Raw genomic sequence first — 26,844 nt, 5'->3', positions numbered from 1 at the left:
CGCAGATCACGCTGCAGAACTGGAATCCGCTGAACGTCACGACGTTGGGCGCCCAGAGCAGGGGCATCTCCAAGGACCTCCTCAAAACGCTGACCGACGGCTCGACCTTTACGCTGAAGCTGGAGGCGTCTTTTGATGGCGGTGCAACGCGCTTTCCGTTTTCGGAACAGGCGTACACCATTAGTAGCGCACCGGCGGTAATTCCGGCGCCGGTCATCGTGGAAGCGCTGGCGGGGACATTGAATCCGATCACCGTCGTGGGCGGCGCCACGTTTCGTGCGAGTTACCCTGGCATGCGAGCCACCGATACTATCGTGCCGGTCTGGGAAGATATCTCCGATACCATTCCGTCGAAGCCTGGTGAACCCGGTGGCTCTCCACCTGACACGGTTGAGTCCCCTGTTCCGGCTGCCCTGATTGGTAAAGCAATCGGTAAAACCATCGACGTCCGCTATCAGGTTCATCGTGGGGGGCAGGAGCATCGGTCGGATGTTTTGAAACTGACCATTGAGGCGATTCCGCCGACCTCACTGCCAACGCCCGTTATCAGCCAGGCGTCGGGTGGCTCACTGGATGTTGGGGCGCTGCAAGGCGATGCCGATCTCACGGTGCAGCCATGGCCGTTTATCGCGGTAGGGCAAAAAATGTCGATGCACCTTGAGGGGTCCAACAATCTGGATCTACCTGCCTGGCAAAAGTATGAAATTACCAGCACGGGAACTCAAAGCACCAAGATTCCCCTTAGCTATCTAGAAGGGTTAGCGGACGCCTCAACATTGAGGCTGGTGCTAAAAGTGTCGTTTGATGGAGGGCTGACGCAGCAGGCGTTTCCGGTGCAGAGCTATACAGTGGTTGCTGCACCTGATATTCAACCAGTTATAACAAGAATCGTTGATGAGGACGCAGACGAGATTCCTGACGGTGGAAGTACGTACAGCGGCTCAGTAACTGTATTCGGGAATGCGTCGCCTGATACGAACGTCGAGTTATTAAACGGCGTAATCTCTCTGGGTACTGTTCATACTGGTGCAACGGGTGATTGGTCCCTGCTGATGTTGGGATTGGAGATGAAGGACTACTCAATCACTGCCAAGGGACTATATGGATCACGGCCTGTCTCATCGCCTCGTCGCTTTACCAGAAGAGCACCTTTGCATGACTACACTGACTTTGAGGATAGGAGCTGGAACGGCTGGAGTGCTGGGCCGGCCGCGGCAGATCCGCGTGATTGGCGTATAGATTCTTACGGGGGCAATACATGGGCAGCGAATGTAACTTTTACTAATGCTTCAGCCGGAGTTACGTTACAAAAAACTCTATCTAATTTGATTACTGGAAAACAGTACGAGTTTTCATTGCAAGGACAACGTCACGGGTCTTGGCGGACCCCTCCTGTCCTGTCGCTAGCAACTAACCAAGGACCAGTTTCCTCACAAGTCACACTCATGTACGACGAACAGTGGGTAAGGATTGCTGGGACAGTTCAGTCGAAATCCTCGCAGCTTACGTTTCAAATTGTTAGTCATGTTTCAACGGGGGACGGCAACGATTATCAAGTAGATAACATTCTTATTCGATCTCTTTAAGCCAGTAGTACAGATAAAGGGGTTTAGAGATAAAGTTACTATTTGATAAAGGGGTCTGATTTATTTAAACCGGGGACAGATTTATTTACGGTGAAGCGTGTAAATAAATCAGTCCCCTTGCATCTCTAAATAAATCCGTCCCCTTGCCTCGGTCCCCTTGCCTCGATTCAGCGCTTTTGGTTCGCTTGCGCTACAAACGTTGCAATCAATTTGCCCCCTTTGACGCAGGTCGCCCTGAACTATCGCGGCTACGCTGATCCTTCCCAAGGACGGAGGATCAGTCATGCCCCGCATTACTCGTATCGTGTTGCCCGGTCACCCTCATCATATTGTTCAGCGCGGCCATAACCGGCAAACGGTGTTTGCCCATGAGGACGATTTCGCGCGTTATCTGGATGATCTTCAGGAACTCAAAGATGTGTTTGACGTGAAGGTGTTTGCGTTCTGCCTGATGACCAACCATGTGCACTTATTGCTAGCCCCTTCATGCACCGAAGGATTGGGGAAGTTGATGAAGGCGCTTGCTGCGCGCATGACGCGGTATCGCAATAAGCTGGAGGGGCGGTCTGGAACGCTATGGGAGAGTCGTTACAAGTCTAGCGTTGTGCAGTCCGATGGATATTTGCTGGCGTGCAGTCGGTATATCGAACTCAATCCTGTGCGGGCCGGAATGGTTGAACGCGTGGAGGAGTATCGATGGTCAAGCTTTGAGTTGCGGTTCACCACGAATGTGCAGCACGACTGGCTGGATGTTCATTCCTGTTACGAGGCGTTGGGGCTGACACGGCTTGGTCGGCAACAGGCGTATCGGTCGTTTTTTGAGGCGCCGGCGGCTGACGGCGAGCTGAGACTGATTCGGAATGCACTGCAGAGGGGGCAATTGACGGGGGGACGGCAGTTTGCTGATGAGGTTGAACAGGTGTTGGGGCGACGGGTTGAATACCGGGGCCGGGGTCGGCCTCAGGGTGTATTGGGTACTTGATCAGGGATGGATCAGATCGGATTTGGCACGCGGGGACATGGCACGCGCGGCACTCGGGGACAGATTAATTTACGGTGAAACGTTGTAAATAAATCAGTCCCCTTTCCAGTAGTCCCCTTTCCAGTAAATAAATCAGTCCCCTTTCCACGCCTACCTACTGTTATTGGCTGCGAAAGAGCTCGCCGGGGGTAAGCCCGAACAGGCTTTTGAATGCGGCGATAAATGCGGATGTCGAGTCGTAACCCGAGGCCAGCGCTGCGCTGGTCACGCTTGTGCCCTCCTCCAGCGCTTTAAGTGAGGACAGCAATCGGGCGCGTTGTCGCCAGCCTCGAAAGCTCAGGCCGGTCTCCCGCTGGAACAGGCGCATGAGGGTTTTCTCGGACATGCTCAGTCGCGCTGCCCACTCGGTCAGGGTGATGAGCTGCTCAGGTTGTTCGATGAGTTCATTGCACAGACCGAGCAGGCGCGCATGCCTTGGCAGCGGCAGGGAAAACCCCACTTCAGGCAGACTTGCCAACTGATCGATCAGCACCTGCACCAGGCGCATCTCGCGGCTGTCGACCTGTGGATATTCCGCCGGCAGTTGGCAGAACGCTTTGATCAGCTCCCTGGCCAGCGGCGTGACTTCCAGCACGCGACAGCGGTCCGGCGCCCACTCGCAATCCTCCCTGCGCACATAAAGACTGCGCATCTCGGCGCGGGTTGACGTGACCACTTCATGGTCGAGACCAGCCGGAATCCAAACGCCCCACTGCGGCGGAGCAAAGAAGCTGCCATGGGGGGTGTGAACGCCAAGTACGCCACTGATGGCGTAGGAAAACTGCACCCAGTCGTGGCTGTGAGTGGGGGTCCATGAGCCTTGGCTCAAACTTTCGGCTCGGGCGTAGAGCGCGCGCGGTAGGGCCTTGATCGCCGGGATTTGACGCTGAGTATCGAGGCTGCGTGAGGAGTGTTCGTCAGTTGCCATCGCTGGAGCCTGTTTGGGGGATGACAGCTGATGCAGAATCGGGCTGCCGCACTGGACTAAAAGGGATAATGACTAAAGGGGTCTGATTTATTTGATTTTGGTTCCCTTCAAACGGGGACAGATTAATTTACGGTGAAGCGCTGTAAATAAATCAGTCCCCTTTAAAGCACTTAAATAAATCAGTCCCCTTTAAAAAAGTCCCTTGAACACACTTTAAAAAATCAGCTCTCGATGATAGCCGTAACGCCCTGACCACCGGCCGCGCAGATGGAGATCAATCCACGCCCTCCTCCTTTCTTGCTCAGCAACTTCGCCAGATGGGCGACAATGCGCCCACCGGTCGCAGCGAACGGATGTCCCGCCGCCAGCGAGCTGCCTTTCACATTGAGCTTGCGGCGATCAATCGATCCCAACGGCGCATCCAGGCCCAAACGGGTTTTGCAGTATTCGGGGTCTTCCCAGGCCTTCAACGTACACAGCACCTGCGCTGCGAAGGCTTCGTGAATTTCGTAATAATCGAAGTCCTGCAGCGTCAACCCGTTGCGTGCCAGCAGACGAGGGACGGCGTAGACCGGGGCCATCAGCAGGCCTTCGTGACCGCGCACGAAATCCACGGCGGCGGCCTCGCCATCCTGCCAGTAGGCCAGAATCGGCAAGCCCCGCTCACGCGCCCACTCTTCGCTGGCAAGCAGCACCAGGGACGCCCCGTCAGTCAGTGGCGTCGAGTTGCCCGCTGTCAGCGTGCCTTTGGCGCTGCGCTCGTACGCGGGCTTGAGCGACGCGAGTTTTTCCAGGCTGGCGTCGGCTCGCAGGTTGTTGTCGCGGGTCAGGCCGAGAAACGGCGTGAGCAGGTCGTCCTGCCAGCCTTCCGCATACGCAGCGGCCATTTTCTGATGGCTCTCCAGCGTCAGTTGGTCCTGCGCCTCGCGGGGAATGCCCCAGGTCTGCGCCATCAGCTCGCAGTGCTGGCCCATCGACAAACCGGTGCGGGGTTCGCCATTGCGCGGCAGTTCCGGCTTGAGGTTATGCAGGCGCAATTGTGTCAGCGCCTTGAGCTTGTCAACCGTCGTCTTGCTGCGATTGACCTGCAACAGAATCTGCCGCAGGTCCTCGTTGACGCCGATGGGCGCGTCGGAGGTGGTATCGACGCCGCCGGCAATGCCGCACTCAATCTGACCGAGGGCGATCTTGTTCGCCACCAGCAGCGCCGCTTCGAGCCCGGTGCCGCAGGCTTGTTGAATGTCATAGGCAGGGGTTTGCGGCGACAGTCTTGAGCCGAGCACACATTCACGGGTGAGGTTGAAATCACGGGAGTGCTTGAGGACCGCGCCGGCGGCGACTTCGCCCAGGCGCAGGCCATGCAGATTGAAACGCTCGATCAGACCCTCCAGCGCGGCAGTCAGCATGTCCTGATTGCTGGCGGTGGCATACGCGCCGTTGGAGCGAGCGAACGGAATGCGATTACCGCCGACAATGGCCACGCGTCGTGTCTGAATCATCTAAATCTCCCTGCCCTGAATGCGTCTATTGTTTGAGAAGCGCTGCCTGACAGCGTAGGACCTATTACCCGACCACGCGGTCCACTGATTTGAACCCAGACTCAAGGAGAGTGTTCCATGGCATCCGATCGCTACATTGACTTCGTCAACTCCGACCTCGGCCGCAAGCTGGTCGGGGCCGTCGGTTTGCCTGCGCCCGCACGTCTGGAGCGCTGGCAGGCGGGTCGGTTGCGTCCGGTTGAGGGCGCGATGTTGCTGAGCACGGGGCCATTGGCCGAGCGGGTCAGCGCCTTTGCGCCACGCCTGACCTACGTGTTGTTCAGTGCTGGCGGTGCAGTGACTGGCGAAAATACCGGCGCCCAACCCTGGACCGCCGAGCAGAGCGAGAAGATCAAGGCTGTGGTCTTCGACGCCAGCACGCTACTGCACACCTCTCAGCTGAATCAGCTGCGCGAATTCTTTCAGCCGATCTTGCGTCATCTGGATAACAGCGCCCACGTCGTCATTCTCGCGCGCTCGCCCGATGCCCAAACCGATCCGCTGGCGGCCAGCACGCAGCAGGCCATCGAAGGTTTCAGCCGCTCGCTGGCCAAGGAAATGCGCAACGGCGGCACGGTTCAGCTGCTGCAAGTAGAGGACGGCGCCGAAGATCAACTGGAAGGCGCGCTGCGGTTTTTCCTGTCGCCGAAGAGCGCGTTCATCTCCGGTCAGGTCATTCGCCTGAGTGCCTGCCATCAGCAGGTTCAGGACTGGACCCGCCCACTGGCCGGACGTAAAGCGCTGGTAACCGGCGCAGCCCGAGGCATCGGCGCGGCCATCGCGGAAACCCTCGCCCGTGACGGGGCCGAAGTCGTGTTGCTGGATGTGCCCCAAGCCAAATCCGATCTCGATGCGTTGGCGGCGCGTCTTGGCGGGCAGGCGCTGGTGCTGGACATCTGCGCACCGGACGCTGCCGCTCAGTTGATTGAACACCTCCCCGGCGGCCTGGATATCGTCGTGCACAACGCCGGCATCACCCGGGACAAGACGCTGGCCAATATGCCCGCGGACTTCTGGGACTCGGTGCTCGACGTCAACCTCAATGCTCCCCAGGTGCTGACCCAGGCGCTGATCGACAGCGGCGCACTGCGCGACAACGGCAGTGTGATTCTGCTGGCGTCGATCAGCGGACTGGCAGGCAACCGCGGCCAGACCAACTACACCACCAGCAAGGCCGGCCTGATCGGCTACGCACGGGCGATGGCGCCGACGCTTAAAGCGCGGGGCATCAGCATCAACGCCGTGGCGCCGGGTTTTATCGAAACCAGCATGACGGCGCACATGCCTTTTGCCCTGCGAGAGGCCGGTCGACGCATGAGCTCTTTGGGTCAGGGCGGTCAGCCGCAAGACGTGGCGGAAGCAGTGGCCTGGCTGGGTCAGCCGGGCTCCGACGCAATGAGCGGCCAGGTGCTGCGCGTGTGCGGCCAAAGCGTGCTTGGCGCCTGAGTGAGCACCGACACGATCACCGTTTGAGCTCGCCCCGTCGGTCCGAGGCGTGCCTGATCTGCAGCATCACCACAGGAGAAGCTCGATGAGTGCGCACTGGCGGTATCTGGACACGCCCCCGGCCTTGCCCAGTTTGTTCATGCAAGCGGCGCTGCGGCGCAAGGTCAGCGGCACCCAATTGCCGGATCAGGGCCTGCGGTGCTGGATGTCGGTGGACCCGGACAAAGTGAAAGCATTTGCCCAGGTCTGCGGGTTCGTGCCCGGCAGCCTGTTGCCGCCCACTTACCCCCACGTGCTGGCCTTCCCGCTGCAGATGAAGCTGCTTACCGACAAGGACTTCCCCTTCCCGCTCCTCGGGCTGGTCCACCTGCATAACCGGATCAGCATTCGTCGCCCGCTCGGCAGCGTGATCAAGGTGCAGGTCAGCGTACGCGCCGGCCATCTCAAGCCCCACGCCAAAGGCGCGACGTTCAGTCTGATCACCCAGATCGAGGATGCGCTGGGCCTGCTGTGGGAGGAAGAGAGCACGATGCTGTGCCGAGGCGTTCACGTGGACGGCGAGATCGAAGGCGATGACGAGCCCGCGCCACTGCCGATGACGGAACTGGCGACGTGGTCGGCGCCGTCGGACATCGGTCGCCAATACGCGAAGGTCAGTGGTGATTACAACCCGATTCACCTGAGTGACAGCAGCGCCAAACTGTTCGGTTTTCCCAAGGCGATTGCCCATGGGCTGTGGATAAAAAGCCGCTCGTTGGCCGCCCTTGAAGATCACCTGCCGGCGTCGAACGTTGAGATATCGGTGGCATTTCAAAAACCAGTGCGGCTGCCCAGCGGAGTGACGCTGTCTGCCAGCGCGCCAGGGTCCCATGGGCAGTTTAAGCTGGAGGGCGCGGAAGGAATCGTGCATATGGTGGGGAATTGGCAGCCGGCTTCGGAGTGATGGCTGTGCTTGGGCCATCACTTTTGCGGTGTGGCATCTGCCGCTTTCCCGGCTAAAGCCGGTCCTACAAAGGGAATCGGCGCACCGCCGTAGCGGGTATTGAACCTGCGTCCCGGCGCATCTCACCCCCTTGCGTCAATCGCTTATCCCCCTGAAGCTACGCACCTTCAGGAGACGCCCATGAACCTCGACGAACTCACCGAACGCCTGCATCGCATCCGCGATAACAACGACTGGCGGCAATTTCACAGCCCGAAAAACCTGGCCATGGCCGCCAGCGTGGAAATGGCTGAACTGGTGGAAATCTTCCAGTGGAAAACCGAATATCAGTCCCGCCAACTGCCGGCTGATGAACTGGCCCACGCCGGGCAGGAAGTCGGGGACATCGTGCTTTACCTGCTGTTGTTGTGCAGCGAGTTGGGCCTGGACATGGATGAAGTCGTGCGCGCGAAACTGGCGGACGGCGAACGGCGGTTCAGCCAATGAGCGACCGTCATTTCGATCAACTGGCGACGCGCTTCGCTGAAAAAATCTACGGCGGCGCCAAGGGCGCGATCCGTCTAGCGGTGCTGCAAGCTGACCTCACCGAGAGCCTGCCGGATCGTCCGTTGCGCGTGCTGGACATTGGCGCGGGGCTTGGCCACATGTCGTTGTGGCTCGCCGAACGCGGCCATGACGTCACTTTGGCTGAGCCCGCCGCCCCCATGCTGGAGGGCGCCCGTCAGCGCTTCGCCGATGCCGGTCAGCGCGCCACGTTCATTCAAGCACCTTGGCAAGCCCTGCCCGATATTCTGACTGAGCGTTACGACCTGGTGATCTGCCATGCAGTGCTGGAATGGCTGGACGAGCCGTTCACGATTCTGCCGGTGCTGCATCAGTTGACCGAGCCCGACGGCTGGCTATCACTGGCTTTTTACAACCGCGACGCACTGATTTACCGCAACCTGCTCAAGGGCCACTTCCGCAAGATGCGCAGGAACACCCTGGCCGGTGAAAAACAGAGCCTGACGCCCCAGGAGCCTGTTGATCCCCGCGAACTGGCGGCGCAACTTGGCTCCCTGTGGCGAGTCGAAACCCAGAGTGGCGTTCGGGTTTTTCACGATTACATGCCGGTCGAGTTTCAGGCCAAAGCTGATCTCGCGGACCTCTTGGAAATGGAGCTCGCACACCGTCGCCACCCGGCCTTCGCCGGACTGGGACGCTATCTGCACTGGATGTGCCGGGCTGTCTGACCCACGCTGGTTGATACACGCTGCTTAACACTCGCTGCGGAGACCCTCATGAAACGCCGTCTCGCTTTGCTTTCCCTCTGCATGGGCCTCGCCGCCTGCCAGAGCCCCAACCCTTATCGCGCCGTGTCTGCGGCCATTCCACCGGCGCCGCCTCAGGCCGCCAATGCGATCGACATGAGCACTTACCCTGCGGCGCCGCGCGACTATGGCCGCTATCGCAACTGGGCCTGGCTCAACGGTCAGTTGCCGCCGGGCACCCTCTGGGCTGACTCTGCTCAACTGGCCGAAGCCGTCAGCAATGGGCTGGATCAACGCGGTCTGCGGCCTTCGCAGAACCCGCAGGCGGCAGACCTGCGCGTGGCCGCCGATGCCCATGCAGAGACCCGGATTCGGCAGGTGCGTGACGACTATTACGATCCGTACTACGGCGGTTCAGGTGTGGGTTATTACGGTGGCAATGGGTACCGCAATGGTTACGGCGGTTATGCCAGCGTGCCGATCGTGCGCACCTATCAAGAGCAGGTAGTTGTGGTGCGCATCAGTCTGTTCGATGCCCGCAGCGGTCAGCCGGTCTGGAGCGCGAGCGCCGAAACTGCCAGCGGCGGCGATCAGTCGACGCGCGCCAAAGCCCTGCGCCAGGCCGTACAACAAGCCCTGACGGCCTACCCGCCGTCCTGATTTCGCGCCCCATGGCGTTTTGTTTACACGCTGGAGAAATCCCATGTACCGCCGCATTGCTGTCCTTTGTGTCGCCCTGCTGCTCGGCGCCTGCCAGACTGATCGGGTCAACCGCGACTTCGACGCCCAGCGCGATTTCGGCGCCTACCGGTCCTGGGCGTGGAAGGAGCCCGGTTTGCAATATCAGCCCGACGATCCGCGGATCAAAAGTGACCTCACCGAGCAGCGCATTCGCCAGGCAGTCGGCGAGCAGCTTGAGCAGCGCGGCCTGCGCATGGCGGCGCCCGGCGTGAAAGCGGACGTTCAATTGCAGACGTGGCTGATCGTTGAGAACCGTCAGCAGACGGTCACCACCAACTACGGCGGCGGTGGCGGGTATTGGGGCAATCCATGGGGCGGCTACTGGGGCGGCCCGATCGGCACCGAGACGCGCAACATCGATTACAAAGTCTCGACGCTGCAGATCGACATGCTCGACGGCAAGGACGGCAAGCTGGTGTGGCGTGGCAGCACCGAACAGATGGTCAGTGACGGCAACGCCAACCCTGCTGCGCGCGAGCAGGCCTTGCGCCAGACGGTGCAGAAAATCCTGCAGCAATACCCGCCCCATTGAGGGTGGATCCCAGTTCTCAGCCGGTGAGGCATGGTCCATGTGGGAGTGAGCTTGCTCACGAAGACGGCATTGCAACCGCCGAAGATTCAGCGGTTGTAGCACCCATTCGCGAGCAAGGTGGACCGCCACCCCGCTCGCGCCCACACGAGTGGGGCGAACTCCAGGCCTCAATCCACCACACTGAATTCCACTCTGGCAGTCTGTCCGCTTTCATCCAGCACGCTCAGTTGATATCGCCCCATGCGTGTGAAGGTGTGGGTGTAGCTGTCCTGACTGGCGGTGTCGCCCACCGGCGTGCCGTCGATGAACCACCAGCGCCGGCCACTTCCGCCCAGCGCCGACAGCTTGAGGCGCAATAGCTGCTGACTGCCGGCCGGCAAGCGCAACTGATCGCCCTCTCGCACCCCCACTACCGACAACGGCGGCGCCAGGCTCAACCCTTGGGGCGGGCATGACGGGTCGATGTCCGGCAAACGTGCCTCGCGCCGCTCGCTCTTGGGCAGCCAGGGTTCGAGCGGCGCCGGCCAGAGGGCAATCTCTTTGGCCTGCGCCTGTGGACAACTTGCCGCGACACGCAAGCCCTTGTCGTTCAGCCAGACTTTCTCCGTCAGCCCCAACCCCAACGGCTGATCGGTCGCCTGCAAGGTCGGCGGCGTCGTGCCGTCGAGGGTCCAGGCGAAACGCTGGCGACGGCAGTTCGGATCGCTTTTGCTCATCGGCTGCCCCAGCGGCCAGCAGATCGCTGCGACACCGACGTTGAGCGGCACCGGCAACACCGGCGGCAGGATGTTGCGCTGGGCGTCGCGGTTCACCAGCAGGTCGTGAACCTGCAGCATCAGCGGCGCTGCCGACGCCAGCCCAAACTGCCCCGGCACCGGGGTTCCGTCCGGGCGGCCGATCCACACGCCGATCAGAAACCTCGGCCCTACGCCAATCGACCACGCATCTCGAAAGCCGTAACTGGTGCCGGTTTTCCAGGCCAGTTGCGGGCGCTGCACAAGCTCGGCGTGGGGATCGAGGTCAGGCCGGGATTGTCCGCTGAGAATCCGCCGAATGATCCACGCCGCGCCGGGCGACATCATCGGTCGGTCACGCAGACGGTCATCGGGCTGCAAACGAATGTCCGCACTGCGCCCGCCCCGCGCAAACGCGCTGTAGCCACCGACCAGATCTTCCAGCCGACTGCCTGCACCGCCAAGGATCAACGCCAGATTGGGTTCGGCCAGAGGCGGCAGAGTCAGCGGCACGCCGCCATTGCGCAATTCCGCCGCAAAGCGCTTGGGGCCGTAGGCTTCCAGCAACTGCACCGCTGGCAGATTGAGCGACATCGACAGCGCCGAGCTTGCCGCCACCGCACCGTTGAAGCCCGACGAAAAATTGCCGGGACGATAGTCGCCATAGCGCCTTGGCACGTCCTGCAGCAATGACTCGGAATGGATCAGCCCGGCGTCGATGGCCTTGCCGTAGAGAAAGGGTTTCAGCGTTGACCCAGGTGAGCGCAGCGCGCTGACCATGTCCACATGACCAAAGCGTTTGGCATCACCGATGTCCGCCGAGCCGACGTACGCGCGCACGGCCATGTTCTGCGCTTCTACGACCAGAATCGCAGCGGACGTGCGCTCGGGGAGACGCGCGCGCCAGCCCAGCAGTAGGTCTTCGAGACGTCGCTGCAGACCGGCGTCCAGGGTGGTGCGGATCAGCGGCGGGCTGTTCGGGCGGTTCAGGCGCCGGGCGAGCAAAGGCGCCAGGCTGGGTTCCTGGCGAGGCGCGAGCAGCAGCGGTTCTTCCAGCGCTTCGTTAACGGCCCCCTGGGACCAGGTGCCGAACTCGGCCAGACGCCGTAACACCTTGTCCCGCGCGGCCTGGGCGCGTTGCGCGTGGCGATCCGGACGCAAGCGACTCGGCGCCTGGGGCAAGACCGCCAGCAGCGCCGCGTCGGCACGGGTCAGCTGCTGCGGGGACTTGCCCAGGTACGCCCAACTGGCGGCGGCGACGCCCTGCAAGGTGCCGCCAAACGGAGCGCGGTTCAGGTACAGCACCAGAATGTCCTGTTTGGACAGGTGCCATTCAAGCTGCGCGGTGCGCCACAGTTGTCGGAGTTTTCCCGCCAGCGTGCGCGAATGCGGGTCGAGCAAACGGGCGACCTGCATCGACAGCGTGCTGCCACCGGACACCACGTGGCCGCCAGCGAGGTTCTGCCAAGCGGCGCGCGCCAGTGCCATGGGATTTACGCCAGGGTGCTGATAGAACCAGCGATCTTCGTAGGTCAGCAGCGCTTCGAGGTAGTAGGGCGACACCTGATCGACCGTCACCGGATAGCGCCAGACGCCATTGGCATCGGCGAATCGCCACAACGGCGTGCCGTCTTCGGCGAGCACCACGCGGGCCAGATCGTCCTTGGGCAAGGGCAGCGGCCAGATCCGGTCGGCCAGCCAGAGCAGCAGGCACACGATGAGCAGGCTGCCGATGAGCCAGGCGAAAGCGCGGGCAAAGCGTCGCCCCATTCGCGAGCACGCTCGCTCCCACGATCCCGAGCGCGTCTGTCGTAGCAATAATCGGGTGATCTTCACAGAAAGCCTTTACCCGACAGGGAACTCGCCCAGACAATCGACAGCCAAAGCGAGCAGTGCCGTTTTTGGTCCACGTCCCTCATCAGGAAGCAGATATGCAGGTAGAAAGCGTTTTCGAATGGCTCGGCCAAGTGATTGGCGCCGTGATCCGCTTCGTCGTCGACGGCTTAAGCTGGTTGTTCAACATGTTCACTCACGCGGGCGGCAATTTCGTTGACGGCCTGTCGCGCACGCTGGGCATGGACACTTCAATCGTCAGCATCGTCGCCCTGGTCATCGGGTTGATGCTGCTGTATTCAGCGATCCGCGCCTTCATGCGCGCCTCGATCATCATGGGGATCATCTGGCTGTTTCTAGGGTTGTGGCTGTTGAGCTGGATTATTCATTGATACGTCAGGAACCGGGGACAGATTAATTTACGGTGGAGCGTTGTAAATAAATCAGTCCCCTAGCGTCACCTGACGCAAAGCGTCAGTAAAGGCTGCTACCACGCAGCGCGTGGGAGCAATCACCGTCCTTCTACTTCTTGCCCTTCACCACCAACTGCGCCGGCGCTTCGCCCAGTGCCTGCCAGTTCGGCCGATACATCGACTCCACTTGCGGCGGCGGCACGCGGTACACGCCCGGCGTCACAGCCCGCGCCAGATACAGCAGGTGCACCGTGTTGAAGCCCTCCAGATCCACCGCAGCCACATAACGATCGCCACGGAATTCCTGATGCTTCACGCCAGCGTTTTCCATCGATTCGCGCCACTGCTTCACAGACTCGCTGGCGTCTTCAAGACTGGCCGAACTCTGCGCCAGATTCTGGTTTTCGATCTCAAGACCGGCCGGCAGTAAATCCACCACCAACGCATCCGGCACGCGCTCCCTGGCCTTGATCTCCAGATGCACCAAGACCAGTTCGCCGCTCTTCAAGCCATTGAGGTTCAGCGCCGCGCCGTCCATCCCCAGATAGTCACGGCTGATCGACAGGTTCTCGCCACCGGCCGCAGGCGGCTGGGATGGATACCCGGAGAGGGTCATCTGCTGATACAGCGTGTCGCCACCGGTGTTCTGCACCGTCAACGGCGCGGCCAGCACTGAACTGTCGAGTTTGACGCCCGGCTGATCGTTGCTCAGCGCGCGATTGTTGCTGCCGCTGGTCAAGGTCGCAGCCCATTTGCCTTCGGGCTTATCAAGGATCGCGCGACCGGCCAGGAACAGCGAGTTGCGCTCCTGGGTCGACAGATAGCGGTTCGCCGCGACCTGATCAGCCAGCGCAAACAGCCGCTCCTCGACCTTCTCCGGTGCGAGTTTGTTTTCTTCCAGCAACGACAGAATCAACGCCTGATCACGCAACGGGCTGCCGTAATCGGCGAGCCAGTCGTTGGCCTTGCGACCGGCTGCCAGCCCTGCGAGCAAGGCCTGATCGGCACGGGGTTTGTCGCCCATTTTCTCCAGCGCGATGGACAACTGCACCAGCGGCAGGCCGGATCGCGCGTCACTGCGGCGTTCGAAGAGGCTGCGCAAAGCACCCAGCGGGGCCTGCTGACTGCGCGACAGCACCAGACCGGCGTAGGCCTGCACGGCGAAGCGGGTGTGGTCGGCGTCCTCGCTGTAATTCACCTCGATCTGATTGCGCTCCTGCAAGTAACGCAGCAGCCGCTCGTTGGCTTTCTTCAATGCATCCGGTGGCACGGCAAAGCCTTGGTCGCGGGCGCGCAGCAGGAAGTCGGTGACGTACGCGGTCAGCCAGTATTCCTCCTCGCCGTCCGCGGCCCACAGGCCGAAGCTGCCGTTGTAGCGCTGCATACCGATCAGTCGCTCGATGCCCAGCTCGATCTTGCCCTTGCGCTTGGCATCGGGTTCGCCTTGCAGGCCCAGACGCTTGAGCGTTGCGGCGTTGGCGTAGAGCGACGGGTACAAGCCGCTGGTGGTCTGCTCCAGGCAACCGTAGGGGTAGGCTTTGAGCGCGCGAATCTGTTCGCCGAGGTTCAGCGGCGGACGGCTCGACACAGACAGCAACGCCTCACGACCAGCGGGCTCGAACGCCTCAAGGGCGCCGTCTGGCAGGCTCCATGCTTGATCCTTCAGCACCGCGCGGTATTGCTTGAGCATCGCCGGGTACGCAGGCCGCACGCCGATGGTCCATTCGCGGCTGAACGCCGGCAGGCTCTCGCCCGGCAGGTCCAGGCCATTGACCGTGACACGAATCACGCCCTGACCGAAGCCGCCCAGCGCCTTGACCGGAATCTGCAACGTGGTGCGTTGCCCCTGATCCAGGCTGACGGCTTTCGGGCCGTCGCCGTCTGCGAGGCTCAACTGCCCTTCAGCAACCACTTGCACATTGAGCTTCTGCGCTTTGCCGGACAGGTTCGACAGGTCCAGCGCCACCTTGGTCTGGTCGCCACCCGCCAGGAATCGCGGTGCCGACAACTCGGCAATCAGCGGCGCCGCTACCACGGTTTTGGCCTCGGCCATGCCGTAGCGCTCATCGGTCCAGGCCTGGGCCATGATCCGCAGCTCACCGTTGAAATCCGGGATGTCGACGCTGACTTCCGCGTCTCCCTGCTCGTTCAGGGTCACCGGCGCGCTTTGCAGGGCGACGATGGTGACACTGGTTTCCGGCCGCTTGCCGCCTTTGGCCAGCGCCGCGTCACCGCCGAAGGCCAGGCTGGCGAGACGATTACGCCCGGCCTCGATCAACTGCCCATAGATGTCCAGCTGATCGGCGCCGTACTCCTTGCGCCCGAACATTGCCGCGAACGGATCCGGCGTGGCGTATTCAGTGATGTTGAGAATGCCCACGTCCACCGCCGCTACCAGCACATGCACGCTCTCCGGGATCGTGCCGTCAGCGTTCTTCGCATTGACCTTAAGTTTGAGCGGCTGCTTGGGCCGCATCTTCTCGGGTGCCGTGACGCTCAGCGCCAACTTGCGTTGCGAGCGATCCAGCGGCAGGTGCAGGACGCCCACGGCGCGTTTCGGCGTGACGTTGGCTTTGCGCTCACCCGGACGAATCACCAGCGCGCTGACGTAGAGGTCATGTCGCGCCCACTTCTTGTCCATCGGGATGTCGTAGGTTTTGCCCTCGGCGGGAACATCGATCTCTTGCCACCACAGCGGCCCTTCGCTCGATTCCACCAACAGATAGCCCTTGCCCGCAGACGGCGGCGTGACCGTCACTTTCGCAGTGTCGCCGTCGGCGTAGGCCGGTTTGTCCAGCGCCAGCTTGACCTGATCGGGACGCACGGCGCCGCCTTCGGCGTTGTCCTGCCAGCGGTAACCGGCCCAGAAACGCACGCTGCTGATCAGGCCGGTGGCCGGATCCTCGACTTCGACGCGGTACGGGCCCCACTCAACCGGGAAGCTGATTTTCGCCGTCGAATCCTTCTTCACGCTGAGGGTTTCTTCGGACAGGTTGAGAAACTTCTCGTTGAAGTGATAGCTCCAGCCATCGCTCTCGGAGTAGTTCCAGTAGTAATCGCGGCGCTCGCGCACCAGCCGCACCTTGAGGTTGTCAGCAGCCAGTTTGTGGCCCTGGGCGTCGGCCATCAGCACTTCGAACTCGACCGGGCCGTCGCCATCAGTGGCTTCGCCGTCGAACAAACCGCGCAGGCCCGGCATTGCGTCAGCGGGCCAGACCGGCTGGGTCAGTCGCCGCGTGATCGGGCGCCCACCCGACTCCTGCAAACTGGCCTGTAGCACCAGCTCCAGCGGTGACCGGGCCTTGGCCCACTGACTGTCGATACTCAGGTCGAGCTTGCCGTTGGCATCCAGTGTGCTGTCTTCGATTTCAAGGTCCTGCTTGAGTTCCTCCTCGGTCACCGAGCCAAACTGATAACCCGGCAGAGCGGGAACCGCTTCACGCAGAGGACGCACATACAACTGACCGTTCAGGCGATTGCCCGACGCTGGCGCGCCGTACAGGTATCGACCGGTGATGGCTACGTCGAACGGCGCATCGGGCGCCAGCGGGATGTCGCTGCCCTTGAGTTCCAGCGCCATGCGCTCTGGCAGGAAATCTTCGACCTGGAATTCATACAGCTGCGGCTTGCCGTCACCCAGATCAAACACCAGTTGCCAGCGACCTGTGGGTGCTTCGTCCGACAGCTGCAATTGATATTGATAGAGCCCGGTGGCGTCAGCGTCCCACACGAACTTGCGACTGACCTGCTCATCCGGACGGCGCACTTCCACGGTGATCGGCTGCGGTTTCACACTCTTGCCGTCGCTGTCACGCAGCAAGCCATTGAGTAGCACCACTTCTCCCGGACGATAGAGGTCGCGCGGGCCGAAGATAAAGAATTGCAGCGGGTGGGCCTTGGGGCCGGTGATGTCGAATTCCGCCAGATCCAGCGCGGCGCTGTTCAGGCGCAGCATGCTGGTCTGCTCGCCCTGATGGGCCAGCAGCACTTGGGCTTTGGCCGGCAAAGGCAGTTCCGCGTGGCCAGCGTTGTCGGTTTTGCCCTGGCCGATCACACGGCCCTTCTCGTCATACAGCTCGACGTCAACGCCGCTCTGGGCTTTGCCGCCTTCCAGCGCCTGGGTGAACACGTCCAGGCGGTTGGCGTAACGGTGCGCCGACAGACCAATGTCGCTGAGAGTGAACAGCGTGGCTGGCTGCGTGTAGTTGTAGGTCCCGGAGGCACGCATCACGGCAAGATAAACGCCCGGCTGTTGCAGCGGTTTGAGGCCCGAGATCGGCAGCAGCACGGTCTCGCGGGTGTTGCGCGCAGGGTTCAGGTCGAAACGGCCGCTGTAGACCAGATCGGCCAGGGGCAGCAGTTCTTTGGATTGATAACTCTCAAGACTGGACGAGCCTTCCCACGAGCCAAGAAACGCAGGCAGTGACTCAGGCTTGATGCGGAAGAACTCGACGTCGACTTTATCGACGTTCAAGGCGATCACCGGCAGGCCTTCAGCGAGCCGGGTGGGCAGCAGACTACCGCGACTGGCGAAGCCCACGGTCGCTTGCAGATCAGCCGTTTCCAAGCGCGCGGAATACTCGGCCGCCAGGGTGTTGTTGTTCACCGCCACCAGGCCCGGATCGATGGTCAGCACCAGTTTGCGCTGGGGCTCGAGGTGACGAAGGCGCAGCTCCATGAGGTTGTCCGACAGCTCCCAGGCGCCATCGACCTTGCCGTCCTTGCTGTCGACCAGGTGCACTTTTTCAGCGAATTTCTGATCGGGGTTCAAGGGCACCGAGAAGCTCAACGACAGCGTGCTGGCGCCATCAAGCTGAACTTCGGAGACGTCCACCACCGTCAACTCGCGCCCGGCGTAACGCTTGCTCAGCGCGGGAATGTCCACCGCAGGCTTGGGCTTGGCATCGGTGGGGCCGGATTGCGCAGCTGCTGCAGCCGGCGAAGCGGGGACAGGGGCGGGTTTGTCGGATGAAGAGGAATCGCAGGCACTGAGCAGTACCAGCGCGCAGGCCAGGAACAATCCTTTGTTTAGCATGAGGCACTCATTTGGACGGCAGCGATGAGGAAGCAGAAGTTATAGCACCGCTTTGGCAATCGTAAAGCGCGGCGCGCAGATAGACCGTGGGTTTGTGCTTTTGTTCTCGCTACACTCGCGCGCTTGCCCGGGAGCCTTCATGTCTAACTTCTTCAATGACTGGCGTCAGCGCGCCACGCATCAGCAGGTGTGGGCGCTGGCCGCGCCGATGATCCTGTCGAATATCTCCGTGCCGCTGGTTTCGCTGGTGGACAGCACGGTCATCGGCCATCTGCCCCACGCCCACCAGCTCGGCGCGGTGGCGGTCGGCGGCACGCTGTACAGCTTTCTCGCCTGGGCCATGGGGTTTCTGCGCATGGGCACGACCGGCTTCGCCGCCCAGGCCGCCGGGCGCAACGACGGCGCGGCGCTGCGCCAGGTGCTGTTGCAGGGTTTGCTGCTGGCGATTGGGTTTTCTGTGCTACTGGGGCTGATCGGCCTGCCCTTCCAGCACCTGGCGCTGGAAATGATGCAGCCCTCCAATGATCTCAACGACCTGACCCGCGATTTCTTCCATACCCGCTTGTTCGGCTTACCGGCCGCGCTAGCCAGTTATGCGCTGGTGGGCTGGTTCCTCGGGTTGCAAAACGCTCGAGCGCCGCTGGCGATTCTGCTGACCACCAACCTGGTCAACATCGCGCTGAATCTGTGGTTCGTCATGGGCCTGGACTGGGGCGTGGTCGGCAGCGCACGTGCGTCGGTTATCGCCGAATGGACTGGCGCCCTCCTCGGTCTCGCCCTCACCCACAGAGGTCTGCGCGCGTATCCCGGACAGCTGGCGGTGTCCGCGCTCAAGCGCTGGCAGAGCTGGCAACCGCTGCTCACGGTCAATCGCGATATCTTCATTCGCAGCCTGATCCTGCAATCGGTGTTCTTCCTGATCACCGTGCAGGGCGCTCGACTGGGCGACGCCACCGTGGCAGCCAACGCGCTGCTGCTCAATGGGCTGTTGCTGATGGCCCACGCGCTGGACGGACTGGCCCACGCCGTTGAAGCCCTCTGCGGACACGCCATCGGCGCGCGGGATCGCGAGGCGCTGCGGCGCTCGTTGAACGTCTCCGGGGGTTGGTCGCTGATCTGCAGCGTCGCTTTTGTGGGGCTGTTTCTGCTGGGCGGGCACCTGTTCGTCGAGATGCAGACCGACATCACCGCAGTGCGTGACATCGCGTTCGTTTATCTGCCCTATCTCGCCGTGCTGCCCTTTGTCGCGGTCTGGAGCTATTTGCTCGACGGCCTGTTCATCGGCGCCACCCGTGCTCGCGAGATGCGCAACGCGATGGTCGTCACGGCGTTGATCACCGCGCCGTTTGCCTGGCTGGCAAGCGGGTTTGGTAACCATGGGCTGTGGCTGGCGTTTTTGCTGTTCATGGCATTGAGGGCGCTGACGCTGGGGTATCTGGCGTTGAAGCTCAACCGCAGCGGCGCCTGGTTCAACGGCTGACCGAGACGCTGGAGACCTGCGCCTGATCCTGGGCGTGGATAAACGCTGCAACCTCCTCCAGCACCGGCGCCAGGCTGCGTAACGGGCGGGCAAGTGCACCCACCAGCGTGCGATGACTGGTGCGAGAGAAATACACCTCGCGCACTGACACGCCCTGAGCGCGCAAACGACTGGCCATGCCCCCCGTGTTGCGTTGCGGGTTTACTTCCGTGTCGTCCACGGAAGCGATCAGCAACGCCGGCGGTGACGCTGCGCTGACATGGTTGATCGGCTGGGAGTCCGGTGGCGAATTCGGGAAGTAAAAAACCGGCTTCACCTCCGCGTCTTCGATGGGCAGAAAATCATAGGGCCCGGCCAGACCGACCCAGCCCTTGATGATGGAAGGCGTGGTGCCCGCCGCCGCCAGCCATTGCGGATCCAGGGCCAGCATCGCCGCGTTGTAAGCCCCGGCACTGTGCCCATCACATACAACTTTGCCGGATCCCCGCCGAACTGACGAATGTGATCGCGGGTCCAGACCACTGCCTGGGCGCTGTCCTGCAGCAGCTCCTGGTAATGCACTTGCGGGTACAACCGATAATCGGCAAGTACCGCAACGATGCCCCGGGACGCCAGCGCCTCACCGACGAAGGCGTAATCACCCCGCGATCCGCTGGTCCAGCTGCCGCCATAGAAGAACACGACGACCGGCGCGTCCGGCGCTGCATCTTTGGGCGTGTAGACGTCGAGTTTATTGCGCGGGTCCGGGCCGTACGCCAGATCGGACGTTCTGCTGAACGTGCTGCTCGGGGTAAACGCGTTGAGCACCTTCAACGGCGAGCAGGCCATCAGCAAGGTCATCAGCCAGGCGGCGAGCACTGCTTTGAGCGCCAGTTTGATCATCGTTCATGCTCCCGAAACAGTGAAGGACACCTGACTGTGCAGACAACGAAAACGGGCCACAAGGGCCCGTTTTTGGGACTACCTAACTCATTACGACGACAGGTAGGACGACCGCGTGAGGCCCAGTCGCAAGGCATCCAGAAACTGGGTACGCTCGCGCGGGGTGATCTTGGCGCTGGCCACTTTGTCCCGGTAATGGGTCATCAGTTCTTCCGGCGACAAGTGCACGTAACGCAGCATGTCTTCGATGGTGTCGTGGGTTTCGATCCCGGCTGAATAGGCACTGCCATCCTGGTTTTGATAGATGTTCACCGAATCGGTGTCACCGAACAGGTTGTGCATGTCGCCCAGAATTTCCTGATACGCACCGACCAGGAACACGCCCAGCAAGTAATCCTCACCCTCGTTCAACGAGTGAACCGGCAGGCTGGTCTCGATGCTCTGCTCGTCGACGTACTGATTGATCTTGCCGTCGGAGTCGCAGGTCAGGTCTTGCAGTACGGCGCGACGCAGCGGCTCTTCGTCCAGGCGATGCAGCGGAATGATCGGCAGCACCTGATCGATCGCCCAGGTATCCGGCAGGCTCTGGAACACCGAGAAGTTGCAGATGTACTTGTCGGCCAGCTTGTCGTTGAGTTCGTCGAGCACCTGACGATGGGAACGCTGACGGGCTTTCAGCGAGTTGTGCAAACGGCGGCACACTGCGAAATAGCACTGCTCGCCCAGAGCTTTCTGCGCCAGGGTGATCTTGCCGTCGGAGTACTGGGACGCGATGTCGCTCATGTAGTGCGTGGCGCGCCAGTAGGTCTCGGTGACCATTTCGATGTCGGTCGGGCCGAGAAGGTCGATCAGCCACTGCAGGGTTTCCGGCAGGCTTTCCTTGTCGGTGATCTCCGGCACTTCGTCGTTGTGACGCTCGACGTCGGTCACCTGAATCACCAGCATGGCGTGGTGCGCAGTCAGCGAACGGCCGCTCTCCGAGAAGATGTGCGGATGCGGCAGGCCCTGCGCGTCGCAGAACTCCTTGAGCATCCCGACCACGACACCGGCGTAATCGTCCATGTCGTAGTTGATCGAACTGGCGTTGCGCGAATGCGTGCCGTCGTAGTCGACACCCAGACCGCCGCCCACGTCGATGTGATCGACCGGCAGGCCGAGGTTGCGGAGCTCGCCGTAATAACGAATCGCTTCCTTGAAACCGTGCTGATAGTCGGCCAGGTTGGCGATCTGCGAGCCCATATGGAAGTGCAGCAAACGAATGCCCTGATCGAGCCCTGCCTTGGTGAAGCGCTCGACGACCGACAGCAACTGCGCGGCGGACAGCCCGAACTTGGACTTCTCGCCACCGGTGTCGGCCCATTTGCTGGAGGCCAGGGACGACAGGCGCACGCGCAAACCCACTTGCGGCGCGACCTTCAGCTCGGCGGCTTCTTCGATGACCAGTTCGACTTCGGACTCTTTCTCGATGACGATAAAGACGTTGTGGCCCAGTTTCTGCCCCATCAAAGCCAGACGAATGAACTCGCGATCCTTGTAGCCGTTGCAGACGATGGTGCCACCCTTCGGCGCCAAAGCCAGCACGGCCATTAGCTCAGGCTTGGAGCCGGCTTCGAGGCCTATGGAAACGTTTTGCGTGGCGATGATGTTTTCCACCACCGCTTCCTGCTGGTTGACCTTGATCGGGTATAGCGCGGTGTATTTGCTCTGGTATTCCAGGCGGGCGATGTTTTCGTCGAACGCACCGGTCAACTGACGCACGCGGTCCTGCAGGATGTCAGGGAAACGCACCAGCAGTGGCAGGGACAAGCCGCTTTTGCGCAGCTGATCGACCTGCTCGTAAAGATCGATGGGCGAGCTGGTCGGCCCGTTGGGGCGAACTTCAACGCGGCCGGCTTCATTGATTGCGAAATAACCGGCCCCCCAATGACGGATCCCGTAGACACTGCGGCTGTCTGCCACGGTCCATTGGCTGCCATCGTCTTTGCGTGTGCGTCGTACGGACATCAAAGTCCCCTATAGAAAAGTCATAAAGCCCCGGCCTGACCGGCTGGGCGCAGTGTAGAGCGTGGAAATGACGGTTTGGCGCCTGCTCGCCTGTGGGGCAATAGACCCGCATTGCGCAGCAGAGTTTGCATGGATGACTGCGGCCAGACCGACGACAAAATCAACGGGCTCGAAACAGACGGCTCAACCGCCCGACTTCTTCGCCTTGAAACCCTGTTTGACCAGCTCGGCCAACAGCGTGTCGACGTGGTCACCCTGGATCTCGATCACGCCATCCTTCAGCGCGCCGCCGGTTCCACACCGTTGCTTGAGGGTCTTTGCCAGGTCCTTGAGCGCGTCTTCGGCCAGCGGAACGCCGGTGACGGTCGTGACGGTCTTGCCGCCACGGCCTTTACTTTCACGGCGCACACGGGCGATGCCATCACCTTCCGGGATGAGCGTGCTTTTGCAGGTGCAGGCGTCGACAGGCTGACGGCAGTCGGGACAATGCCGACCGGCATCGGTTGAAAATACCAGGCCACCGAGGGCGGCGAAGGATGCGGCTTTTTTGGCCACCGGCAATCCTCTTCTTGAGGAGCGAAGTCTGGCCGACGGGAGCCGACCGCGAAGCCCCACTCAGGCAGGGGCAGCGCTACCGGATCGCAAGGGCGGTCCGGCGTGAAAAGTCGCGCAGTGTAACGGCAAAAGGCGCCGATGCTAAGTGCAAATATGCGCCAATTTACGGGACATTTGCGACGCCTTCCAAATAGCGCTTCAGCGCGGCCAACGAGTCCGGGCAGTAAGGCTTTTCAGTGGTTTCGCGCAGTACTTGATCAATGCTGAGAAAGCGCGCTTCCAGCACTTCTTCCGGCTGCAGCTTCAATGGCCCGTCCCAGATCGCCGAGAACACGGCGCACCACAGGCGGTTATCCGGCTGATCGAAGAAGAACCGCTCGTGAGCCGCAAGCGCCACGCCGGAAACGCCCAACTCTTCCTCCAGTTCGCGCGCCGCCGAGAGCTCGTAGCTTTCATCGGCCTGCACCATACCGCCCGCCGCCACATCCCAGTAGCCGGGATAAATGGCCTTGCTCAGCGTGCGTCGGTGCACACACAGCTCGCCAGCCGAATTGAACAGAAGGATATAGGTGCCGCGCCCGATGAGCCCGCGCTCACGCAGATCTGCCCTGGGTAAAGAACCGAGGGGTTGGTCATGACGATCAACCCAGGCAATCAACTCGGCATCAGAGGCCGCACGGTGGGCGGCCTCTTGATCGGAAACACTCATCGATCAGCCTTGGGACAGCAGCTGACGCAGGTCAATCACCGCCGCGTTGGCACGCGACAGGTAGTTGGCCATGACCAGCGAGTGGTTGGCGAAAATGCCGAATGGGCTGCCGTTGAGGATCATCGGGCTCCAGATCGGCTCTTGCGAAGCTTCCAGCTCACGAATGATCTGACGCACGCTGACGGTCGCGTTCTTCTTCGCCAGAACATCGGCGAAATCGACCTCGATCGCGCGCAGCAGGTGCGACAGCGCCCAGGCCTGACCGCGTGCTTCGTAGAAGACGTTATCGATCTGCATCCATGGGGTTTCAACGATTTCTTCGTCAACCTGCGGCACTTCGCCCGGCTTGACCGTGACGGTAGATTGCGCCTCGGTTTTCAGGGTGCTGTTCAGTTTGACCCGACCCACGCTGGCGGAAAGGCGCTGGGACAGAGAACCCAGTCGCGTGCCGACGTCGCCCAGCCAGTTATTCAAATTGTCGGCGCGGGTGTAGAACAGAGCGCCCTTTTGATTCGGGTCAGACAGGCGCGCCTGATAGCGGCTCAGCGCAGCGATACCGTCACGGTATTGAGACTCGCTCGAAGGCAGCACCCAGCTTTTGTTGTCGAAGTTGAACAACGGCTCGGCACGTGCCAGGTCGCCATCTTCGGCGGACTGTGACTGCGAGCGGGCGAAGTCTTTACGCAGGGCACGGCTCAGGTCGCGCACTTGGACCAGGACGCCATATTCCCAGCTCGGCATGTTGTCCATCCACAGGCCGGGCGGCGAGCGATCGTTGGAAATGTAACCGCCCGGCTTGTCCAGCAGAGTGGAGGCGACGGTTTTGAGGGTTTCGACGGTGGTGTAGCCCAACACCATCTGCTTGCCTTCGCTTTGCGCGGCGGCCTGGGCTTGCTGCTGGACCGGAAACAGGGGCGGTTCGCTGCTCCACCAGATGCCGAGCACCACAGTGACCACCAGGTAGATACCCACCACGGCCCCGACGGCGCGACTGAACAACAGGCCGCCCCAATAACCGCGAGGCGCCTTGCCCATCGGTTTTTCGTCAACGCGTTCAGTTCCCGCGCTGCCCGAGCGCTTCTTCCAATCCAGCATGGCCTTGTCCTTTCAATCACGGAATTCAGTGCTTCTGACCGCAACCTTACAGCAAGGTGCGTTTGGCAGGAATGTGATGGCAGGTGCAATTGTTGAGCAACTGAGTCGAGCGCCTTCCCGGCCGGCTTTAGCCGGGAGGAGGCGGATGCTGAGGCCATCAGGGTCACGCTTTATGGCACCTCATCCATTCTCTTACCGACCGCAACCACGGGTGATCTGCATGTCCCGAATCTAACCAACTGGTCCGTACACTCAAACGGGTTAAAAGCTGGAAATTTGACGGATGAAATCGTCAAAAATCACGAGAAAATGACTTGCGGCATCCTTAGCCGCAGAAAGTAGTGCTAGCATAGCGCCACCACTTATATCGGGGTTTCCCCTATAAAGAAGTCAGGACATGACCGAAGCAGAAGATCCGAGCCGCGACCGGCTCAGACACCACTTTGCCCAGCGCGTTATCCATCAGGCCCGTCAGATCCTTGAGGTGTGGCAGCGCCTGCAGCAAAGTGAATGGTCGGCAACGGACATGGCTGAACTCACCGAGGCCAACGAGCGGCTGCTGCGGTTTGCCGAACGCTTCGAGCAGGCCGAACACGTGCAACTCGCCACCGCGATTAACCTGGCATTGCTCGACGTCGAGGCCAATCGCGGTCGATTGAGCAGCGCCCTGATTACTGACCTCAACCGTCTGATGCAACGCTTGTCCCACACCGGCCTCAGGCACGGCGACCGTCTTGAGCAAACCGCTCTGCCGCCCCTGCGCAAACCGATTTACATTGTGCTGGAGGACCATGAACGCGGCGAGCGTCTGGCCAAGCAACTGGAGTTCTTCGGTCTGAGCGCGCAGTCCCTCGCAAGCGTCGACACCTTCCACATGACGATGGCCGAACGCTTGCCTGCCGCTGTCGTCATGGACGTCGACTTCGGTGGCGCAGGCCAGGGCCTGAAGCTCGCCACCCAGATGCAGGAAGGACTCGAGCAAAAACTCCCGCTGCTGTTTTTCAGCCATCACGAGACGGACACGCCCACGCGCCTCGCCGCCGTGCGCGCCGGTGGAGAGGAATTCCTGACCGGCACGCTCGAAGCGTCAAGCTTGCTGGAGAAGATCGAAATCCTGACCCGAGTTGCACAGTACGAACCCTACAAGGTGCTGATCATCGACGATTCGCGCGCCCAGGCGAAGCACACCGAACGCTTGCTGAACGGGGCCGGAATCGTCACCCGTACCCTGCTCGACCCCATCAAGACCATGGCTGAGCTGGCCGAATTTCAGCCTGACCTGATCATCCTCGACATGTACATGCCCGGCTGCACCGGCACCGAGCTGGCCAAAGTGATCCGCCACAATGATCGCTACGTCAGCGTCCCGATCATCTACCTCTCGGCTGAAGACGATCTGGATAAACAGCTGGACGCGATGAGCGAAGGCGGCGATGACTTTCTCACCAAACCCATCAAGCCTCGCCACCTGATCACCACCGTGCGCAATCGCGCGGCACGGGCGCGCAACCTCAAGGCGCGCATGATCCGCGACAGCCTGACCGGCCTGTATAACCACACGCACATCCTGCAATTGCTCGAAGATTGCAGCTTCCGCTCGCGGCGAGAGAACAAGCCGCTGAGCTTCGCGATGCTGGACATCGACCATTTCAAGAAGGTCAACGACAGCCACGGCCACCCCATGGGCGACCGCGTGATCAAAAGCCTGGCGCTGTTCCTCAAGCAAAGACTGCGCAAGACCGACTACATCGGTCGCTATGGCGGTGAGGAGTTCGCCGTGGTCATGCCGGACACTGATCTCGCAGCGGCCCACGGCGTGCTAGACGAAATTCGCCAGCGCTTCGCCGAAATCCATTACCCCGCGGAGCCTGTGGACCTGTTCTGCACATTCAGCGCCGGGGTGGTAGAGATCACCGAGGACGACGACGCGCTGATGATGGCCTCGCAAGCAGACGAAGCGCTGTACCGCGCAAAAAAGGCAGGCCGCAACCAAGTGCACGGGCTAGAAGTACATGCAGCAGTGTCGCGCCACAGCAAACACACCCAGCCGGACATCGTTTGACAGGTTGCGTCCTGCATCATTTTCAGACCGAAGTTCAGACCGAAGAACTCTAGCCCT

Annotated in this window: 18 protein-coding genes and 2 pseudogenes; 11 read left to right on the top strand and 9 right to left on the bottom strand. The window is 61.3% G+C overall.

The features are described from left to right. Together SLW75_RS25370 and SLW75_RS25365 are read left to right on the top strand one after the other, a co-directional pair. A pseudogene (locus tag SLW75_RS25370) lies at window positions 1-1,586 on the top strand (hypothetical protein); the annotation flags it as partial. A gap of 283 nt (window positions 1,587-1,869) precedes the next feature. After that, complete coding sequence (locus SLW75_RS25365) at window positions 1,870-2,568, top strand: transposase (protein ID WP_410935751.1); 699 nt, start codon at window positions 1,870-1,872, stop codon at window positions 2,566-2,568. Between the two features lie 160 nt (window positions 2,569-2,728). Here the strand turns inward: SLW75_RS25365 and SLW75_RS25360 are convergent, their stop codons facing one another. Then, window positions 2,729-3,535: an AraC family transcriptional regulator gene (locus SLW75_RS25360; RefSeq protein ID WP_065987709.1), complete on the bottom strand. Its 807-nt coding sequence runs from the start codon at window positions 3,533-3,535 to the stop codon at window positions 2,729-2,731. A gap of 221 nt (window positions 3,536-3,756) precedes the next feature. Then, window positions 3,757-5,034, bottom strand: coding sequence for an acetyl-CoA C-acetyltransferase (locus tag SLW75_RS25355; protein WP_410935750.1), 1,278 nt, complete (start codon window positions 5,032-5,034; stop codon window positions 3,757-3,759). 117 nt (window positions 5,035-5,151) lie between these two features. Here SLW75_RS25355 and SLW75_RS25350 point away from each other — a divergent pair, with 117 nt between their 5' ends. The 6 genes from SLW75_RS25350 to SLW75_RS25325 all read left to right on the top strand — a co-directional run bounded on the left by SLW75_RS25350 (window position 5,152) and on the right by SLW75_RS25325 (window position 9,985). Beyond that, on the top strand, window positions 5,152-6,519 hold the full coding sequence (locus SLW75_RS25350) for a 3-oxoacyl-ACP reductase (protein WP_410935749.1): 1,368 nt from the start codon (window positions 5,152-5,154) through the stop codon (window positions 6,517-6,519). A gap of 85 nt (window positions 6,520-6,604) precedes the next feature. Continuing rightward, on the top strand, window positions 6,605-7,462 hold the full coding sequence (locus SLW75_RS25345; RefSeq protein WP_410935748.1) for a MaoC/PaaZ C-terminal domain-containing protein: 858 nt from the start codon (window positions 6,605-6,607) through the stop codon (window positions 7,460-7,462). Between the two features lie 180 nt (window positions 7,463-7,642). Then, on the top strand, window positions 7,643-7,948 hold the full coding sequence (locus SLW75_RS25340; RefSeq protein ID WP_410935747.1) for a MazG-like family protein: 306 nt from the start codon (window positions 7,643-7,645) through the stop codon (window positions 7,946-7,948). Then, window positions 7,945-8,694, top strand: a complete 750-nt coding sequence (locus SLW75_RS25335; protein ID WP_192133206.1) for a methyltransferase domain-containing protein — start codon at window positions 7,945-7,947, stop codon at window positions 8,692-8,694. Before SLW75_RS25340 ends, SLW75_RS25335 begins: the two co-directional genes overlap by 4 nt. 48 nt (window positions 8,695-8,742) lie before the next feature. Continuing rightward, the gene (locus SLW75_RS25330) at window positions 8,743-9,372 is read left to right on the top strand and encodes a DUF4136 domain-containing protein (RefSeq protein WP_410935746.1); all 630 of its coding nucleotides are present in this window, start codon (window positions 8,743-8,745) and stop codon (window positions 9,370-9,372) included. A gap of 43 nt (window positions 9,373-9,415) precedes the next feature. Next, a complete protein-coding gene (locus tag SLW75_RS25325; protein WP_065987716.1) occupies window positions 9,416-9,985 on the top strand; it encodes a DUF4136 domain-containing protein in 570 nt (189 codons plus the stop codon). A 167-nt stretch (window positions 9,986-10,152) separates the two neighbouring features. Here SLW75_RS25325 and pbpC read toward each other — a convergent pair whose 3' ends face one another. Beyond that, window positions 10,153-12,489, bottom strand: coding sequence for a peptidoglycan glycosyltransferase PbpC (gene pbpC, locus SLW75_RS25320; RefSeq protein WP_410935745.1), 2,337 nt, complete (start codon window positions 12,487-12,489; stop codon window positions 10,153-10,155). 161 nt (window positions 12,490-12,650) lie between these two features. Here pbpC and SLW75_RS25315 point away from each other — a divergent pair, with 161 nt between their 5' ends. After that, window positions 12,651-12,944 carry a hypothetical protein gene (locus SLW75_RS25315; protein WP_065987718.1) on the top strand — a complete coding sequence of 98 codons (294 nt, stop codon included), beginning with the start codon at window positions 12,651-12,653 and terminating at the stop codon, window positions 12,942-12,944. A 130-nt stretch (window positions 12,945-13,074) separates the two neighbouring features. Here SLW75_RS25315 and SLW75_RS25310 read toward each other — a convergent pair whose 3' ends face one another. Beyond that, window positions 13,075-18,000, bottom strand: a complete 4,926-nt coding sequence (locus SLW75_RS25310) for an alpha-2-macroglobulin family protein (protein WP_410935744.1) — start codon at window positions 17,998-18,000, stop codon at window positions 13,075-13,077. Window positions 18,001-18,139: 139 nt separating this feature from the next. Here SLW75_RS25310 and SLW75_RS25305 point away from each other — a divergent pair, with 139 nt between their 5' ends. Then, window positions 18,140-19,480, top strand: a complete 1,341-nt coding sequence (locus SLW75_RS25305; protein ID WP_410935743.1) for an MATE family efflux transporter — start codon at window positions 18,140-18,142, stop codon at window positions 19,478-19,480. Here the strand turns inward: SLW75_RS25305 and SLW75_RS25300 are convergent. The 5 genes and pseudogenes from SLW75_RS25300 to SLW75_RS25280 form a co-directional block, all read right to left on the bottom strand. Further along, window positions 19,470-20,362: pseudogene (locus SLW75_RS25300) on the bottom strand (alpha/beta hydrolase). The gene SLW75_RS25305 and the pseudogene SLW75_RS25300 sit on opposite strands and share 11 nt — an antisense overlap. 90 nt (window positions 20,363-20,452) lie before the next feature. Beyond that, window positions 20,453-22,366 carry an arginine decarboxylase gene (speA, locus tag SLW75_RS25295; protein WP_065987722.1) on the bottom strand — a complete coding sequence of 638 codons (1,914 nt, stop codon included), beginning with the start codon at window positions 22,364-22,366 and terminating at the stop codon, window positions 20,453-20,455. Between the two features lie 183 nt (window positions 22,367-22,549). After that, window positions 22,550-22,921, bottom strand: a complete 372-nt coding sequence (locus tag SLW75_RS25290) for a translation initiation factor Sui1 (protein WP_065987874.1) — start codon at window positions 22,919-22,921, stop codon at window positions 22,550-22,552. 163 nt (window positions 22,922-23,084) lie between these two features. Next, the gene (locus tag SLW75_RS25285) at window positions 23,085-23,630 is read right to left on the bottom strand and encodes an NUDIX hydrolase (RefSeq protein WP_065987723.1); all 546 of its coding nucleotides are present in this window, start codon (window positions 23,628-23,630) and stop codon (window positions 23,085-23,087) included. 3 nt (window positions 23,631-23,633) lie between these two features. Then, on the bottom strand, window positions 23,634-24,725 hold the full coding sequence (locus tag SLW75_RS25280; protein WP_065987724.1) for a DUF2333 family protein: 1,092 nt from the start codon (window positions 24,723-24,725) through the stop codon (window positions 23,634-23,636). A gap of 397 nt (window positions 24,726-25,122) precedes the next feature. On the opposite strand from SLW75_RS25280, the gene SLW75_RS25275 reads away from it, so the two are divergent. Then, a complete protein-coding gene (locus SLW75_RS25275) occupies window positions 25,123-26,787 on the top strand; it encodes a PleD family two-component system response regulator (RefSeq protein ID WP_083233051.1) in 1,665 nt (554 codons plus the stop codon). Window positions 26,788-26,844: the final 57 nt, after the last annotated feature.

It is taken from the genome of Pseudomonas sp. W5-01, assembly GCF_046540435.1.
Lineage (GTDB): Bacteria > Pseudomonadota > Gammaproteobacteria > Pseudomonadales > Pseudomonadaceae > Aquipseudomonas > Aquipseudomonas graminis_B.
The sequence above is the reverse complement of the archived record's forward strand: the minus strand, read 5'-3'. Positions and strand labels throughout refer to the sequence as shown.

Coding starts and splice junctions, on each gene's coding strand:
- SLW75_RS25365 (WP_410935751.1), top strand. CDS start 1,870: ATGCCCCGCATTACTCGTATCGTGTTGCCCGGTCACCCTCATCATATT.
- speA (WP_065987722.1), bottom strand. CDS start 22,366: ATGTCCGTACGACGCACACGCAAAGACGATGGCAGCCAATGGACCGTG.
- SLW75_RS25335 (WP_192133206.1), top strand. CDS start 7,945: ATGAGCGACCGTCATTTCGATCAACTGGCGACGCGCTTCGCTGAAAAA.
- SLW75_RS25305 (WP_410935743.1), top strand. CDS start 18,140: ATGTCTAACTTCTTCAATGACTGGCGTCAGCGCGCCACGCATCAGCAG.
- SLW75_RS25275 (WP_083233051.1), top strand. CDS start 25,123: ATGACCGAAGCAGAAGATCCGAGCCGCGACCGGCTCAGACACCACTTT.
- SLW75_RS25280 (WP_065987724.1), bottom strand. CDS start 24,725: ATGCTGGATTGGAAGAAGCGCTCGGGCAGCGCGGGAACTGAACGCGTT.
- SLW75_RS25360 (WP_065987709.1), bottom strand. CDS start 3,535: ATGGCAACTGACGAACACTCCTCACGCAGCCTCGATACTCAGCGTCAA.
- pbpC (WP_410935745.1), bottom strand. CDS start 12,489: ATGGGGCGACGCTTTGCCCGCGCTTTCGCCTGGCTCATCGGCAGCCTG.
- SLW75_RS25350 (WP_410935749.1), top strand. CDS start 5,152: ATGGCATCCGATCGCTACATTGACTTCGTCAACTCCGACCTCGGCCGC.
- SLW75_RS25315 (WP_065987718.1), top strand. CDS start 12,651: ATGCAGGTAGAAAGCGTTTTCGAATGGCTCGGCCAAGTGATTGGCGCC.
- SLW75_RS25355 (WP_410935750.1), bottom strand. CDS start 5,034: ATGATTCAGACACGACGCGTGGCCATTGTCGGCGGTAATCGCATTCCG.
- SLW75_RS25325 (WP_065987716.1), top strand. CDS start 9,416: ATGTACCGCCGCATTGCTGTCCTTTGTGTCGCCCTGCTGCTCGGCGCC.
- SLW75_RS25310 (WP_410935744.1), bottom strand. CDS start 18,000: ATGCTAAACAAAGGATTGTTCCTGGCCTGCGCGCTGGTACTGCTCAGT.
- SLW75_RS25340 (WP_410935747.1), top strand. CDS start 7,643: ATGAACCTCGACGAACTCACCGAACGCCTGCATCGCATCCGCGATAAC.
- SLW75_RS25285 (WP_065987723.1), bottom strand. CDS start 23,630: ATGAGTGTTTCCGATCAAGAGGCCGCCCACCGTGCGGCCTCTGATGCC.
- SLW75_RS25345 (WP_410935748.1), top strand. CDS start 6,605: ATGAGTGCGCACTGGCGGTATCTGGACACGCCCCCGGCCTTGCCCAGT.
- SLW75_RS25330 (WP_410935746.1), top strand. CDS start 8,743: ATGAAACGCCGTCTCGCTTTGCTTTCCCTCTGCATGGGCCTCGCCGCC.